Consider the following 15,131-nt stretch of genomic DNA (forward strand, 5'->3'; position numbering starts at 1 on the left):
CCGGGAGACCGTTCGGGCCGCCTCCGACCACGTGCACTCAGGTACGGGACCTCCAGGCCAGGGTGATCGGGGGCACGAGCAGGCCCACGTCAGAGCGCACCCACCACTCGCGGGTCCCCCGGCGCTCAGCGGGGGTGGAGAAACGGTAGCGGTAGAGACGGGCGCGCACGTAGCGGGGCGGCGCCTGCGGGAACGGGTTGGCCCGCAACATCCGGAGAGTGGGTCGATCGCCCTCGAGGAGGCGGACCAGAAGCATTTCGAACCACCGGGTGTCGCGCGCGCCGAGCGCCAGGAACCACAGTAGCCAGTCGAGACGCAGATGGTAGGGCGCGAACTGGCGAGGCCGGTGCTCGGGATGGCCCGGCTTGCCGCGGAACTCATAGGCCCGCCATCCGGCCTCGTCCGCCGGGTCGGCGGCGTCACTGCCCTCGACGATCACCTCGTGACGCTGCCGGGTGACCGTGCCGAAGGCGCCGTAGGCGTTCACTAGGTGGTACCGATTGAAGCTCACGTTCATCAGCTGTTGGCGGGCAAGCATGTTGCGCAGCGGCCAATAGCTGAGCACCACCAGCAGCCCCGTTGCCAGAGTGACCACGATCACGAACCAGAGCGGGGCATCCGGTGCCGTCTGGCCGACCGGCAGCCAGGGCAGCAGAGCGCGGAGCGTGACGTCGTCGACGGCTGAGAAGGCCAGCGCGATCGTGATCCAGTTCAACCAGGCGAAGTTGCCGGTGAGCACCAGCCAGAACTGGCTCAGGATCACGATCAGTGCGGCGACGGATGCGACAGGTTGAGGCGCGAAGAGGAAAAACGGCACGACCAGCTGCGCGAAGTGGGTGCCCACGACCTCGCCGCGGTGGAACCATCGTGGCAGGTGGTGCGCGAACCAGCTGAGGGGGTTCGGCATCGGCTGGGTCTCGTGGTGGTAGTAGAGGGCGGTCAGGTCGCGCCACTCCCGGCCGCCGCGGATCTTGATCAGGCCGGCACCGAATTCAAGCCGGAAGAGCAGCCAGCGGCAGAACAGGATCACGACCAACGGCGGGGCCACCTGGTCGGACCCGAGGAGGGCGACCACGAACCCCGCTTCGAGCAGTAGGCTCTCCCAGCCGAACGAGTAGAAGGCCTGGCCGACGTTGACGATGGAGAGGTAGCCCGCGAAGAGGAGAAGGAAGGCGGCCATCGGCAGCCAGGGTGGACCCTGCTGCGGCAGGCCGGCCACAAGGGTGGCCGCGACGGCGGTGCCGGACCAGGCGAGAACACGGAGCATCCGGTCTGAGTAGTGCCAGTGGAAGATGCTCGGCGACTGTCGGAACCGTACGTGCGCGGTGAATCGGGGAACCGGAAGCAGCCCGTGGTCACCAAGCAGGACCGGGAACTGGTTGATCGCCGAGACGAAGGCGATCAGGTAGCACGCCGCAACCCCGCGCTGCAGCACCTGTCGCGCGAGCTCGTAGTCTGCGGCCCCGAACCATTCCATTCCGCTCAATCTAGGCCTCCTCCGGCTCGCCTTCAATCAGAGTGCCCACACACCATGCCCCGGAATTCGGCGTGTGCTTGACGGCAGCGACTAAACCGGTATAGCCTCTCTAAACCGGTTCAGTTTGGGTCGGCTGTCAACGAGGAGGCCCAGTGAACATTCCCGCGAATCTTCCTGCCAGCACCGCCATGAAGTCCACTTCCCCCAAGGTCACCATCGAGGTGGTCGCCAGGCAAGCCGGCGTCAGCAAGGGCCTCGTCTCTTTTGCGCTGAACAACCGCCCGGGCGTCTCCCCGGAAACCAGGGTGCGCATCCTCCAGGTCGCCAAGGATCTCGGCTGGAAGCCGTCCCTTCGCGCCCGCTCCCTGAGCACTCAGCGTTCCTACGCGCTGGGTCTCGTCATCGCCCGCAACCCGGATGTCCTGGCGTCCGACCCCTTCTTCCCGTCCTTCATCGCGGGCGTCGAGAGCATCCTCGCCCCGGAGGGCCGCGCCCTCGTGCTCAGCGTCGTGCCCGACGAGGAGACCGAGCTTCGCACTTACCGCTCACTGGTGGCCGACGGCCGGGTCGACGGGGTCTTCGTCACCGACCTCCGCCTGAATGACGCCCGCATCCCGCTCCTCGCTGAACTGGGCCTGCCGGCGGTCACGCTCGGCCGCCCTGACGGCCCCAGCCCCTTCCCCGCGGTGACCGTGGACGACACCCCGGGTGTGATGGCATCCGTCGCCCACCTCGCCACTCTCGGGCACCGGCGCATCGCGCATGTCGCAGGCAGCTCGACCCTCCTGCACGGCCTACGTCGCCGTGAAGCCTTTACTGCCGCCCTGCGCGAGGCCGGTCTACCGGAGGGCCAGACCGTAGAGACTGACTTTTCCGTGGCCGCCGGATCGGACGCCACCCGCCGCCTCCTCACGCAGGACCGGCCTCCGACAGCGATCGTCTACGCCAACGACCCGATGGCCATCGCCGGCCTCGGCATGGCGCACGAGCTGGGCGTTCGGGTTCCCGACGAGCTCTCAATCACGGGCTACGACGACATCGACTTCTGCCGCTACGTCTACCCGCCGTTGACGACCGTCAGCGCCGCGCCCATGGTGTGGGGCCGCTCGGCGGCGAGCACTCTGCTCGCCCTGATGGAGAGCGGCTCGGCGGACGACGTCGACCTCCCCGCCGCGCGACTCGTGGTACGCGGCTCGACCGCCCCGCCGAGCGGGAAGTAGCAGTCTCACCGCAGCAAAGTTGCTGCGGGATTCAAGGAAATGGAGCACTACATGCACAGCAATGGAATGGCGGGGCGCCTTCTCGCCGTCACGGCGGCATCCGCCACCGTCGTACTGGCCCTCAGCGCCTGCGCGTCTGGCGGGACCACGGGAGACGCCAGCACCGATCGCGGGCCGATCACGATCTGGTATTCGAACAACGAGACCGAGATCGCCTGGGGCAAGCAGATGGTGGAAGCCTGGAATTCCGAGAACCCGGATGAAAAGGTCAAGGCCCAGGAGATCCCCGCCGGCAAGAGCAGCGAGGAAGTCATCGGGGCCGCCATCACCGCCGGCAATGCCCCGTGCCTTGTCTTCAACACGGCGCCCGTCGCCGTGCCGCAGTTCGAGAAGCAGGGCGGTCTCGTCGACCTCTCCGGCTTCGATGACGGTGCCGCCTACATCGAAAAGCGCAGCGGCGACACGGCCGAGCAATACCAGAGTGCAGACGGCAAGTACTTCCAGATGCCGTGGAAGTCCAACCCCGTCATGATCTTCTACAACAAGGACATGTTCACCGCCGCCGGACTCGACGCCGAGAACCCGCAACTCGCGACCTACGACGAGTTCCTCGCCACCTCGCGCACCCTCGTCGAGAGCGGCGCAGCGCCGAATGCGATTTACCCTGCCCCGACCAGCCAGTTCTTCCAGAGCTGGTTCGACTTCTACCCGCTGTACGCCGCCGAGACCGGCGGAGCGCAGCTGGTCGAAGACAGCGCGGCCACCTTCAACACCGAGGACGGCGCGAAGGTCGCGGAGTTCTGGAAGACCCTGTACGCCGAGGGTCTCGCCGGCAAGGAGCAGTACCAGGGTGACTCGTTCGCCGACGGTCAGGCCGCGATGTCCATCGTCGGCCCGTGGGCCGTGTCGGTTTACAAGGACGCCGTGAACTGGGGCGCGGTCCCCGTTCCCACCAGCGAGGGCACGCCGGCCGAGGAAACCTACACGTTCAGCGACGCGAAGAACGTCGGAATGTTCACGGCCTGCGAGAACCAGGCCACCGCCTGGGACGTGCTGAAGTTCGCCACCAGCGAGGATCAGGACGGACAGCTCCTCGAGCTGACCGGCCAGATGCCGCTCCGCGAGGACCTCCCCACGGTGTACCCGGAGTACTTCGCGGCCAACCCGGCCTACGAGCAGTTCGGCGACCAGGCATCCCGTATGGTCGAGGTTCCCAACGTCCCCAGTTCGGTTGCCATGTGGCAGACCTTCCGCGACGCGTACACGAAATCGGTCATCACCGGCGAGGGCGACGTGCTCGCCGCTCTTGATGCCGCCGCCGAGAAGATCAACACGCTGATCGCCAAGCCGTAACGGATGTCTCAGTCAACCGCGAGTCGGACTGCCGCCGGGAGGAGCACCACTCCTCCCGGCGGGGGCCCCCGCCGGAGCAAACGCCCCCTCCTGGGTAAGAATCCGTTCGGCCTCCTGCTCAGCGCTCCGTACCTGGTCTTCGTACTGGCGGTCTTCGCCTATCCGCTGGTCTTCGCCTTCTGGATGTCCTTCCACGACTACTTCTTCGCCGCCCCCGGCGCAGACGTCGACCGGCCCTTCGTCGGTCTGGACAATTTTCGGGAAGTGCTGGCCGACCCGGCCATCATCCGTTCGTTCGGCAACGTGGGGATCTTCCTGCTGATCAACGTGCCGCTCACGGTGATCCTCTCGCTCGTGCTCGCCACCGCCCTGAACAAGGCCGTCCGGTTCCGCACCTTCCTGCGCGTGGCGTACTACGTGCCGTATGTGACCGCGAGCGTCGCGGTCGTCGGCGTCTGGATCTTCCTGTTCAGCGGCAACGGCCTTGTGAACCAGATCCTCGGGCCGCTCGCCCCCGATCCGGCCTGGTTGATCAACGAGGACTGGGCCATGCCCACCATCGCGATCTTTGTCACCTGGAAGGGACTCGGATTCTTCATCCTGCTCTACCTGGCCGCCCTGCAGAATGTCTCGGAGGAGCTCTATGAGGCCGCTTCGACGGACGGTGCAGGCAAGATCCGCAGCTTCTTCTCCGTCACCGTGCCGGGTGTGCGCCCGGCGACCGTGCTCGTGCTGCTGCTCTCGACGGTCACCGGCGCCAACCTTTTCACTGAGCCGTACCTGCTCACCGGCGGCGGCGGTCCGAACGGGGCGTCCTCGTCGCCCGTGCTGATGATGTATCAGCGCGGGATCGAACAGGGATCGCCCGACACGGCGGCTGCGATCGGCGTCATCCTCGTGATCGGAGTTCTCATCCTCGCGTTCATCCAGCGGAAACTTGCGGGCGGTGACGAAACATGAGTCGCGGTCAGAACATCCTGCGGGGCGTGGTGCTCACGGTCGGGGCTCTCGTGTTCCTGTTCCCGTTCTATTACATGGTCATCGGCTCGCTGCAGGCGACACCGGACCCGACCGTCGCCGGCGCGTTCCCGAACCCCGCGAATCTGACGCTCGACAACTATGGTGACATCAACAGCCGGATCAACCTTCTTCAGGGGTTGCTCAACTCGGGGATCTTCACCGGTGGCGTCATCCTCTGCACCGTGATTTTCGGTGTCCTGGTGGGCTACGCCCTCGCCCAGCTGCAGTGGCGCGGACGTGGGGTCACCTTCGCTCTCGCCCTGCTGGTGCAGGTGGTGCCGTTCCAGCTGCTGATGATCCCGCTCTACGTGATGATCGCCCGGGACTATGGGCTGGCCGACAACTACCTGGGCATGATCCTGCCGTTCGCCATCAACTCGACGGCCGTGATCATCTTCCGGCAGTACTTCCTTCAGATTCCGAAGGAACTGTTCGACGCCGCCCGCATCGACGGCGCAGGCGAACTGCGAATCCTGCGGCGAATCGCCTTACCTCTCGTGCGGCCGGCCCTGCTGACCGTCGTACTGCTGACCTTCATCGGTCCGTGGAACGAGTTCCTCTGGCCGTTCCTGATCACCAAGGAGGCGTCCCTCCAGCCGCTAGCCGTATCACTCGCCAACTATCTCAGCAACGTCGCGGCGACCGCGGCCAACCCGTTCGGGGCGGTCCTCGCCGGGGCCTGCGTCCTGGCCGGTCCTGCTGTGGTCCTGTTCATCCTCTTCCAACGGCACTTCGTGTCGAACAATATCGGCTCCGGCGTGAAAGGTTAGAAATGCCCAACCCCAGTGAATTCCCGTACACCCTGACCCGAATGGGCGTCATCATGGTGCCCGAACCGGGCAACGACCTCGAGGCCGAAGGCGTGCTGAACCCTGGCACCGGGCACTCCGCAGACGGAACGCTGTATCTCCTCCCCCGTCTGGTCGCCACCGGCAACGTCTCCCGGGTCGGCATCGCGAGGATCATCATCACCGACGGCGTGCCCACGGGCGTCGACCGCGAGGGCGTGGTGCTCGAGCCGGACCGCGGCTGGGAGCGCGGCGCGAACAATGCCGGAGTCGAAGACCCCCGGGTCACTTTCATCCCTCGCCTCGACCTGCACGTGATGACCTACGTCGCGTACGGCCCCCTCGGGCCCCGCACCGCCGTTGCCGTGTCTTCGGACCTGCGCGAGTGGCGCCGTCTCGGCCCGGCGTTGTTCGCTTTCGACGACGCGCTGGACATGGACCTGAACCTTTTCCACAACAAGGACACCGTGTTCTTCCCCGAGCCGGTCGCCGGTCCCGACGGCATCGAGAGCTTCGCCGTGCTTCACCGGCCGATGTGGGATCTGGGCGAGGTCAAGCCCGGCGAGGGCATCCGTGTGCCCGCCGGCGTCACCGACACTCGCCAGAGCATCTGGATCAGCTACGTGCCGGTCGCGGATGTGCTGGCCGACATTACCAAGCTCGTACTCTGGAGCGGCCACCGCTTCCTCGCCGGGCCGGAGTTCGCGTTCGAGGCACTCAAGATCGGCGGCGGCCCTGCCCCACTGCGGGTGCCCGAGGGCTGGCTCCTGATGCACCACGGCGTCACCGGAACCATCGACGGCGCGTTCTCGCAGCAGCAGAAGGTGAACTACTCGGCCGGGGCGATGATCCTGGACGCGATCGACCCGACCATCGTGCTGCAGCGCACGTCTGAGCCGCTGCTGAAGGCGGAGACGCCCGACGAGATCAGCGGTATCGTGCCGAACGTGGTGTTCCCGACCGCAATCGAGGAGATCGACGGGCAGCTGTTCGTGTTCTACGGTATGGCCGATTCGAAGATCGGTGTGGCGCGCCTGGATCGCGTAGGCGCTTAGGCGCTCTCGCCCGCTCGTTGATTGGTGGCGGTCTCATCGGGATGAATCCCGGCGGGGCCGCCCTTTGCGTTCGGGGCGCACGTTGTGGAAGCAGGCGCACGCTCTAACGTGCGCCGCGATCCATAACCTGCGCCGCGAGACGGTCCTCCAGCTGATAGAACATGACTTCGAGAAGAGTTAGACACAGATGTGCTCGATACCCGTTCGGCTTGGATGGCGGCGACTATCGCCCGCAGGTCGCGGCCGGAGCTCGGGCACTCGGGCCTGGCCGCGCAGCAGGGCTTCCTTTCGCCCGAGGCCCTGATCCAGAACTCGACCGGCTCAACGAAGAATGAGGCCTATAGGCTCGTCGCGGTCGGCACGATGATGGCCGATGCCGAGGTGGCGGAGAAGCTCGTCGAATCGGCCCTGGAGTCGCCCGGAGCGGATTCCGATCTCGTTGCGGAGTTCGTCGCGAAGGTGCCGTGGCTGACGCCGATCGCCCGGGCCGTGACTGCGGGAACCCTGTCCGTGGATGCGGCCGAGTCGATCCGCGCCGGGCTGGGCCAGATCGATGCCGCGGTCACCGCCGAGAAGCTCGGCGCCGCTCTCGAGTCGATCCTGACGGAGGTCGCGTCGCTGAACGCGGACGAGGTCTTCAAACGGGCATGGCGCCTACGCGACCAGCTCGATGAGGCCGGCATTGCCGCCAGGGAGAAGAAGGCCCACGACGACCGGTTCCTGCGGGTCTACCGGCTGGGCAACGGCAAGGTTCGCCTGAACGGGCTCTTCGCTCCCGAAGACGGTGAGTTCGTGCTCTCCACCTTCGACTCGATCACGGCACCTCGCCGAGGTGGGGTGCGCTTCGTCGAAAAAGACAAGACCGCCTGGGCCAAACGCCCGCAGGACGACCCCCGCAGCACCGACCAGATCGCCGCGGACGCCCTCGTTCAGTTACTCAAGATCGCCGGTGAAGCCGACCAGGGCACGGTCTCTGGTGGCCGCCGGCCCGCGGTGCGGGTGATCGTGAACGAGAAATCCATGAAGGCTGATGCCCCGGTTCCCACTGGACCGGCCGCTCACTGGCAGATCGAGGGCAACCCGGTGCCGATCTCGCAGGAAACCATCAACCGCCTCCTCTGCGACGCCGGAACCCGAGGCATGCAGTTTAACGACACCGGACAGATCATCAACGTCGGCCGTGAAGAACGCTTCTTCACCGAAGCACAGCGCGCCGCAATGGGAGTGCGCGACGGCGGATGCCGGTGGGTCGACTGCGACCGACCACCTGCCTGGGCTGAAGCGCACCACATCAACGAATGGCTCACAGACAACGGGTACACCGACCTCGCCGACGGGGTACTGCTCTGCCACCCCCACCACCTGCACCTGCACCTGCACCTGCACCTGCACAACCAGTACTGGACCATAATCCCCACCGGAACCGAATACTGGCTCCGGTCACCGGTCGAAGTCGACCCGGACCACACTCTGATCACACTCCCAAGCAAGCGGGCAACCCTGTAAACCGGCGGCCAATCTTGAATCTGCCCCGCTCGCAGTGCTTGCAATCTTTGCTGCACTTTGCTTTGGCTGTTGGCTCTTGGCCCTTGGCGGACTCGACCTACTGGGCGGGAGCCGACGGAACGGGCAGGAGCCCGAGAGTGGCCTTGAGTCGGGCCTCGGCATCGTTGTTGCCCTGGCCGGGCTGACCGGACTGACTCGCTGCGATGTTTGCCTCGGTCACGGCGCGAAGCACCTCATCCCGCTGGATGCGCACTCCGCGCGGAGCATCGACACCGATCCGGATGCTGTCACCGCGCACGTCGAGGACGGTGATGACGATGTCGTCACCAATGAGGATCTTCTCCCCCTGCTTACGCGTTAGAACCAGCACGTGATCAGCCTAGCTTGAGGCTCTGTCGCATTCCGGCCACCGTGCTGGACGTTGCCGGGACACCGTCCACCCAACCCACCGGGATGCCCAGCTCATCGACGCTCTCCGGCGAACCGGTCGTGGTATACCCGGTGACGGCGACCGCATCGATGTCCAGGCTCCGTGCGACCTCGGCGACCCAGCGGGCGGTGTCCGCGGGCTTGCGTCCGGCATCCACGACGACCCAAACCTGGTCGGGACGAACCAAAACCAGCAGGGATGCATGTATGCCCGCCGTCGACGCGTCCGAGCCAAGACCGAAGGCGACAAAACTGGTCTTGCCGAGCTCCACTCCCCTGGCCCTGGCCTCGAGCGCGGTGCGCCGATCCAGGATGCGGTCAAGGCCGGCCTCGACGGCGGTTCCGGCGTCGATAGCACCGGCGACGAACACCGCAGCCGAGCCGTCATCCGGTGCCAGTTCCCTGGTCACCGGCAGCGCGGCATCCTGCCAACCGACGACGATCACAAGGTCCCCCGCACCGGTGAGCGCACGCGGAACGGCAGCTGCCGCGACCGTGCGGGCGGTTTCTCTCGTACGGGCATCCCGGCGCGAATGCGCCCGCGGGGCATCGACGCCGTCGAACAGCAGATCGGCGGCCCGCTCAGCGAATGTCGGACCGGTACGAGCAGGGGAAGCAGAAGCGGAAAGAGGAGAGGAAAGGGCTTCGTACACAGTCCCGGCAGGGTCGGCAGCGCGGTCGGCGGCAGGGTCCGCAGCAGGGTAGGCAGCGCGGTCGGCAGCGCGGTCGGCGGCACGAGCGGCAGCGCGGTGGGCGGCACGAGCGGCAGCCCGCGCATCCGCCAGATCGGCGGCACGGTCGACGGCGCGCCACTCAGCGGCCCACACTTCGGCGGGCGTTTGATCGGAACCGGACCGGGTCAGACCCGGTTGGTCGAGCCCCAGCGGAGCCGTCATGTGGGTGTCCACGGACCTCGGGGCGGCGGGTGCGGCGGGAGTGAGCAGCACCGGGTCGGGCGTCTCGCGGGTCGCGAAGGTCAGTTCGTCCATCAGGTCGGCGAACCCCTCGGACACGGTCGAGATGCGTGGCTCGGCCGCGGTGTACAGGCGTGCCTCCGCCGCATCGGCGTCGTCGAGAAGCGCAGCGATGCCGAGCCGCGCCTGTACATCGCTCCGAGAGTGCGACGCGCGCCGCTGCCGGGCGGGGACCTCCACGGTGACCTCGATGTGCCGGCGTGCGAAGAAGCCTCTGATGCCGCCGACGGTCACCTGCTCGGCGGCGACGATGCGGGCGTCGGCGCCGTACTCGGCCAGGATGCGCGCCTTCAGCTCCTCCAGCGACGAACCCTCAAGCAGAAATCGATTCGGCTCCACGCACCACTCCCACCGTCTCGATGGACACGTTCGCGCCCGTGACCTCCTGATAGGACAACACGGCGATGCCGCCGGTCTGCGCCGAGACCAGGCGACGGATGGCAGGGCGAAGCGCCGGCGCGCAGACCAGCACCGCGCTCAGCCCGGCCGCCTCGACGTTCGCCACGGCCTCCTTGAGCGATCCCAGGATGACCTCGACCCGATTCGGATCGAGCATGATCTGGGTGCCCTGGTCGGAAGGACGCATCCCCTCGAGCATGGATTGCTCGAGGGTGGGCTCGATCATGATGACCCGGAGCAGACCGTCATCGAGGTACTGCACGGTGAGGGCCGGGCCCAGCGCCTGGCGGGCCGCCTCGATTAGTCCCTCCGGATCGTTGGACACCTTGGCCCGCAGTGAGAGCGACTCGTAGATGCGGGGCAGGTCGTTGATCGGGATCAGCTCCACGAGGAGCCCCTGCAGCACACGCTGGACCTCTGCCAGGGACAGCAGTCCGGGGATGAGGTCTTCGACCGCCGACGGGTTGACCAGCCGCACCCCGTCGGTGAGCACCCGCACGTCCTCGCGGGTGAGCAACCGGGCCGCGTTGCCGGTGATGATCGAGGACAGATGGGTGACCAGCACGGAAACCCGGTCGATGACCGTGGCCCCGGTCATTTCGGCGCTGTGCCGCATTTCGCTCGGGACCCACTTGCCGACGAGGCCGAACACGGGCTCCACCGTGGCCTGGCCCGGCAGTGAATCGAGCGCGTCGCCGAGGGCGAGCACCTTGCCGGCCGGAGCCAGCCCGCGGCCCGCCTCCACCCCGGCGATTCGGATCGAGTACGTCGAGGAGGGCAGGTCGACGCTGTCCCGGGTGCGCACGGGTGGAACCACCACTCCGAGGTCCACGGCGACCTTGCGGCGCAGAGCGCGCACGCGGGCCAGGAGATCGTCCTGAGCCCCGGAGACGAGGTCCACGAGGTCGGGGGCGAGGAGGATCTCCAGAGCGTGCACCCGCATGGTCTCGATCAGGTCTTCCGGGGTGTCGGAGCGGGGCGCCATCGCCTCGGCGGCGACACCGGCATCCCGACCGGCCTGGTCCCTGGTCTCCCCCGCCTTGATGCGGCGGGCGAACAGGATCAGGCCCAGCCCGATCACCACGAACGGCAGGATCGGCATGCCTGGGATCAGCGCCATGAGGAGAGCGGCACAACCGGCGATCGTCAGGGCCATGCGGGACTGGGTGAGCTGACCGGACGCCGCCGCACCGATGTCGGACTCCGCGTTGGAGCGGGTCACGATCATGCCGGTCGAGACTGCCATCAGCAGGGCCGGGATCTGAGTAACGAGGCCGTCGCCGATGGTCAACAGCGAGTAGGTGCTCATCGCCTCGTTGACCGTCAGACCGCGCTGGATCATGCCGATAGCGATCCCGCCGACCAAGTTGATGATGATGATCACGATGCCGGCGATCGCGTCACCCTTGACGAACTTCGACGCACCGTCCATGGCACCGTAGAAGTCGGCCTCGGCGGACACCTCGGCACGACGCTCCCGGGCCTGCACGTCGGTGATCAGACCCGCATTCAGGTCGGCGTCGATCGCCATCTGCTTGCCGGGCATGGCGTCGAGGGTGAACCGCGCGCCCACCTCGGCCACGCGCTCGGCGCCCTTGGTGACCACCACGAACTGGATCACGACGAGGATCAGGAAGATGACGGCACCGATGATCAGCGACCCACCCACGGCAACGTCGCCGAACGCCGCGATGACCTGCCCGGCGTAGCCGTCGCCGAGCACAAGTCGGGTCGACGCGACATTCAGGCCCAGCCGGAACAGGGTGGCCACGAGCAGCAGCGAAGGGAAGACCGAGAAATCGAGGGGCTTCTTGACGAACATTGTCGTCAGCAGCGTGACCAGGGCGAGGAGGATGTTCACGATGATCAGCACGTCGAGGAATACGGCAGGCACGGGCACGACGAGCAGCAGGATGATGCCGACCACTCCGACCGGCACAGCGAGTTTGGCGAGATTGCTGTTCATCGGTGGCCTCCGGCCGTCACAAGGCGATTGTTCATGGTGTGCACACCCGAGCCGGCACCGGAGCCGCGTGTCTTCAGGGCGAGCACGAAGGCGAGCACCTGCGCGACGGCGTTGTAGAGCTCGACCGGGATCTCGTCGCCCAGCTTGCACGCGCTGTGCAGGGCACGGGTGAGCGGGATGTCGCGCACGATCGGCACCCGGTCGGTCTCGGCCTGTTCTCGGATCCGGGACGCGATCACGCCGGCCCCCGTGGCCACCACCCGCGGAGCGGACTTGCCTGGCTCGTAACGCAACGCGACGGCGAAGTGGGTGGGGTTGACCAACACGACGTCGGCGGTGGTGACGGCGGCGATCATCCGGTTGCGGCTCATCGCGAGCTGCCGGGCCCGGCGCTGCTGCTTCACCATCGGGTCTCCCTCGGAACTCTTGTTCTCGTCGGTGACTTCCTTCTTCGTCATGCGAGTGCGCTTGCGGTTGCGCCGCATCACGACGAACACGTCCGCCGCGGCGAGCACCAGCCCGGCGATCACCGCCGACTGCACCAGGGCGGTCGCACCGTCGGTGGCCGCAGCGATCAGCGCGGAGACGGGCAGTCCCCCGGCCGTCATCAACAGGGGCGTCAGCCCCTGAACCACCATCACCAGCACGAGACCCACGGCGATGGTCTTGAGCAGGGCCTTGACGCCCTGCCATACGGCTTGGCCACCGAAGGTGCGCCCGAGACCGGTCACGAGGTTGAACTGCTCGTATTTTCCGGCCACCTTCTTGAAGTGCACCCCACCCTGCGCCACCGCACCGACCAGTACCACGACGAAGACCGTCGCGAGCATGGGGGTGAGGATGGTGCCCATCGAGGCGAGCGAGTCCACCAGCATCTGCACGGCCAGGTCCGGCTGCGGGTCGGCGACCAGTGAACGGATGCTGATCATCTGGTCGGTTCCGGCGTCCGCGGCCAGGCCGATCGTGACCGGGGTCATCGCGGCGGCGGCGCCGATTCCGATCCACGCCGTGAGGTCCTGGGACTTGGAGAGCTGGCCCTTGGACCGCACCTCGCGCATCCGTTTGTCTGTGGCCTGCTCGGTCTTCTCACCGGAGTCGGACATCTACTTCACCCCCAGCATGGTGGCGACGGCGTCGTCGGTCAGTGACGCGACGATCCTCGGCAGGGCCACGAAGCCGGCCGCGCCGAGCGTGAAGGTGATCAGGATCTTGAGCGGGAAGCCGAGCGCGAACGCGTTCAGGGCCGGGGCCACCCGGGTGAGTAGGCCGAGGCCGGCGTCGGCGAGGAACAGGACGACGATCAGGGGCCCGGCGATCTGCACGGCCGCGAGCAGCATCTGGCCGACCGCCGCAGTGACGGTCTGCATTGGTAGGGCAAGGTCGATCCCGCCGCCGATCGGCAGGGCCGAGAAGGTGCGCGTCACGCCGCCGATGATCAGCTGGTATCCGCCGGAGGCGAACAGGAGTGCCAGAGCGGTCATCTGGTAAAGCCGGGTGAATTGGGCCCCGTTGACCATGGCCTGCGGGTCGAAACCCTGGGCGAGCTGGAAACCGCCGAACATGTCGATCAGGTTGCCGGCGGACTGGATGGCGGAGAACACCACCAGAACGAGGAAGCCCAGCACACCGCCGACCACGATCTCGAGGATCAGGGCCGTGATGAAGCCACCCGTGTCGGGCGAGAGGTAGCCGGGCGTGACCCGCGGCGAGACAGCGAGGGCCAGTCCGAGGGCGAGCATGCCCTTGATCCGAAGCGGGAACGCGTTGTAGGAGAACGGCGGTGCCACGACGAGGAACGCCACCATCCGCACGGCGGCCAGCATGGTGGCTTCGATCCAAGCGAAATCAAGTGTGATATTCACGTCAGCCCCCGCCGATGAGGCCGGGGATCTTGTCAAACAACATATGCGTGAACGAAACCATCTCGGAGATCATCCAGTGCCCGGAGATGATCATGGCCACGGCCACAGCGATCGCCTTGGGAACGAACGACAGCGTGACCTCCTGGATCTGGGTGATCGACTGCAGCAGCGAGATTGCGAAACCGACGACCAGGGCCGTGATCAGGATCGGTGCAGAAAGCTTGCCGGCAATCAGGATGCCCTGCAGGCCGATGTCGAGGACGGCATTGGTATCCATCAGCCACCCCGGTAACTGGAGACGAGGGTCGTGATGATCAGACCCCAGCCGTCGACGAGAACGAAGAGGAGGATCTTGAACGGCAACGAGATCATCACCGGGGGAAGCATCATCATTCCCATCGACATCAGCGCCGCGGACACGACGAGGTCGATCACCAGGAACGGCACGAAGATCACGAAGCCGATGATAAAGGCGGCGCGCAGCTCAGAGATCATGAAAGCGGGGATGAGCGTGAGCAGCGATACGGCCTCGCGCGTCTCCGGGTTCGCCTGGTCGGCAGCCCGGGTCATCAGGGCCAGGTCCTCTTCGCGGGTGTGCGCAAGCATGAAGGTGCGCAGCGGCGCGGAACCGAGTGTGACCGCGTCGTCGAAGTTCATCGTGCCGTTCAGGTACGGCTGCAGGGCGCCATCGTTGATCTCGGTCAGGATGGGCGCCATGATGAACAGTGAGAGGAACAGAGCTAGTCCGGCCAGCACCTGGTTGGGCGGGATCGACGGCAGCGCGAGCGCGTTGCGGGTCATCGCGAGCACGACGAAGATCTTCGTGAAGCTCGTCATCATCAGCAGGAGAGCCGGTGCCACCGAGAGCAGGGTGATTCCGATCAGGGTCACGATCGCGGAGGAAGGTTCACCGTTCGGGCCGTTGATCTGCACGTTCAGGCCGCCGTCGCCCGGATCCGCGGGGGTGGCCGGGTCGGTCGGAGCGATCGGGTCGGTCGGTGCGGCGTGGCCGGCCGGGGCCATCAGCATGATGATGGCGACGACGATCACGAGCACGAGGGCCGCCATGATCAGGTACCGGG

The 15,131-nt window shown here is 66.6% G+C and carries 14 protein-coding genes; 6 read left to right on the top strand and 8 right to left on the bottom strand.

From position 1 onward, the window contains the following. Positions 1-37: 37 nt before the first annotated feature. Positions 38-1,477 carry a lipase maturation factor family protein gene (locus tag E3O65_RS12430; protein ID WP_134364009.1) on the bottom strand — a complete coding sequence of 480 codons (1,440 nt, stop codon included), beginning with the start codon at positions 1,475-1,477 and terminating at the stop codon, positions 38-40. Between the two features lie 152 nt (positions 1,478-1,629). On the opposite strand from E3O65_RS12430, the gene E3O65_RS12435 reads away from it, so the two are divergent. From E3O65_RS12435 to E3O65_RS12460, 6 genes are all read left to right on the top strand, one after another. Beyond that, positions 1,630-2,697 carry a LacI family DNA-binding transcriptional regulator gene (locus E3O65_RS12435; RefSeq protein ID WP_241985571.1) on the top strand — a complete coding sequence of 356 codons (1,068 nt, stop codon included), beginning with the start codon at positions 1,630-1,632 and terminating at the stop codon, positions 2,695-2,697. A 51-nt stretch (positions 2,698-2,748) separates the two neighbouring features. Further along, positions 2,749-4,050 (top strand): ABC transporter substrate-binding protein, encoded by a 1,302-nt coding sequence (locus E3O65_RS12440; RefSeq protein WP_422386422.1) that lies wholly within the window; start codon positions 2,749-2,751, stop codon positions 4,048-4,050. A 3-nt stretch (positions 4,051-4,053) separates the two neighbouring features. Further along, positions 4,054-5,010: a carbohydrate ABC transporter permease gene (locus E3O65_RS12445; RefSeq protein ID WP_134364010.1), complete on the top strand. Its 957-nt coding sequence runs from the start codon at positions 4,054-4,056 to the stop codon at positions 5,008-5,010. Next, complete coding sequence (locus tag E3O65_RS12450; RefSeq protein WP_134364011.1) at positions 5,007-5,840, top strand: carbohydrate ABC transporter permease; 834 nt, start codon at positions 5,007-5,009, stop codon at positions 5,838-5,840. Before E3O65_RS12445 ends, E3O65_RS12450 begins: the two co-directional genes overlap by 4 nt. Before the next feature lie 2 nt (positions 5,841-5,842). Further along, entirely contained in the window at positions 5,843-6,913 is a 1,071-nt protein-coding gene (locus E3O65_RS12455) for a glycoside hydrolase family 130 protein (protein WP_198411636.1), read from the top strand. A 189-nt stretch (positions 6,914-7,102) separates the two neighbouring features. Continuing rightward, the gene (locus E3O65_RS12460) at positions 7,103-8,419 is read left to right on the top strand and encodes a DUF222 domain-containing protein (RefSeq protein WP_134364012.1); all 1,317 of its coding nucleotides are present in this window, start codon (positions 7,103-7,105) and stop codon (positions 8,417-8,419) included. A gap of 97 nt (positions 8,420-8,516) precedes the next feature. On the opposite strand, the gene csrA is transcribed toward E3O65_RS12460, so the two are convergent. Genes csrA through fliP form a run of 7 tightly spaced genes read right to left on the bottom strand, consistent with a single transcriptional unit; the run spans position 8,517 to position 15,117 of the window. Continuing rightward, positions 8,517-8,789 (bottom strand): carbon storage regulator CsrA, encoded by a 273-nt coding sequence (gene csrA / locus E3O65_RS12465; protein WP_134364013.1) that lies wholly within the window; start codon positions 8,787-8,789, stop codon positions 8,517-8,519. A gap of 4 nt (positions 8,790-8,793) precedes the next feature. Beyond that, entirely contained in the window at positions 8,794-10,161 is a 1,368-nt protein-coding gene (locus E3O65_RS12470) for a hypothetical protein (protein ID WP_134364014.1), read from the bottom strand. Further along, a complete protein-coding gene (locus E3O65_RS12475; protein ID WP_134364015.1) occupies positions 10,136-12,187 on the bottom strand; it encodes a flagellar biosynthesis protein FlhA in 2,052 nt (683 codons plus the stop codon). Before E3O65_RS12475 ends, E3O65_RS12470 begins: the two co-directional genes overlap by 26 nt. Further along, entirely contained in the window at positions 12,184-13,290 is a 1,107-nt protein-coding gene (locus E3O65_RS12480; RefSeq protein ID WP_134364016.1) for an EscU/YscU/HrcU family type III secretion system export apparatus switch protein, read from the bottom strand. Before E3O65_RS12480 ends, E3O65_RS12475 begins: the two co-directional genes overlap by 4 nt. Beyond that, on the bottom strand, positions 13,291-14,049 hold the full coding sequence (locus E3O65_RS12485; protein WP_134364017.1) for a flagellar biosynthetic protein FliR: 759 nt from the start codon (positions 14,047-14,049) through the stop codon (positions 13,291-13,293). Position 14,050: 1 nt separating this feature from the next. Continuing rightward, positions 14,051-14,326, bottom strand: coding sequence for a flagellar biosynthesis protein FliQ (fliQ, locus tag E3O65_RS12490; protein WP_134364018.1), 276 nt, complete (start codon positions 14,324-14,326; stop codon positions 14,051-14,053). Continuing rightward, positions 14,326-15,117 carry a flagellar type III secretion system pore protein FliP gene (fliP, locus tag E3O65_RS12495; protein ID WP_134364128.1) on the bottom strand — a complete coding sequence of 264 codons (792 nt, stop codon included), beginning with the start codon at positions 15,115-15,117 and terminating at the stop codon, positions 14,326-14,328. Before fliP ends, fliQ begins: the two co-directional genes overlap by 1 nt. Positions 15,118-15,131 lie beyond the last annotated feature (14 nt).

Origin of the sequence: Cryobacterium breve (genome assembly GCF_004402375.1) — a bacterium.
Taxonomy (GTDB): Bacteria; Actinomycetota; Actinomycetes; order Actinomycetales; family Microbacteriaceae; genus Cryobacterium; species Cryobacterium breve.

Coding starts and splice junctions, on each gene's coding strand:
- E3O65_RS12430 (WP_134364009.1), bottom strand. CDS start 1,477: ATGGAATGGTTCGGGGCCGCAGACTACGAGCTCGCGCGACAGGTGCTG.
- E3O65_RS12440 (WP_422386422.1), top strand. CDS start 2,749: ATGCACAGCAATGGAATGGCGGGGCGCCTTCTCGCCGTCACGGCGGCA.
- E3O65_RS12445 (WP_134364010.1), top strand. CDS start 4,054: ATGTCTCAGTCAACCGCGAGTCGGACTGCCGCCGGGAGGAGCACCACT.
- E3O65_RS12450 (WP_134364011.1), top strand. CDS start 5,007: ATGAGTCGCGGTCAGAACATCCTGCGGGGCGTGGTGCTCACGGTCGGG.
- E3O65_RS12455 (WP_198411636.1), top strand. CDS start 5,843: ATGCCCAACCCCAGTGAATTCCCGTACACCCTGACCCGAATGGGCGTC.
- E3O65_RS12475 (WP_134364015.1), bottom strand. CDS start 12,187: ATGAACAGCAATCTCGCCAAACTCGCTGTGCCGGTCGGAGTGGTCGGC.
- E3O65_RS12480 (WP_134364016.1), bottom strand. CDS start 13,290: ATGTCCGACTCCGGTGAGAAGACCGAGCAGGCCACAGACAAACGGATG.
- fliQ (WP_134364018.1), bottom strand. CDS start 14,326: ATGGATACCAATGCCGTCCTCGACATCGGCCTGCAGGGCATCCTGATT.
- fliP (WP_134364128.1), bottom strand. CDS start 15,117: ATGGCGGCCCTCGTGCTCGTGATCGTCGTCGCCATCATCATGCTGATG.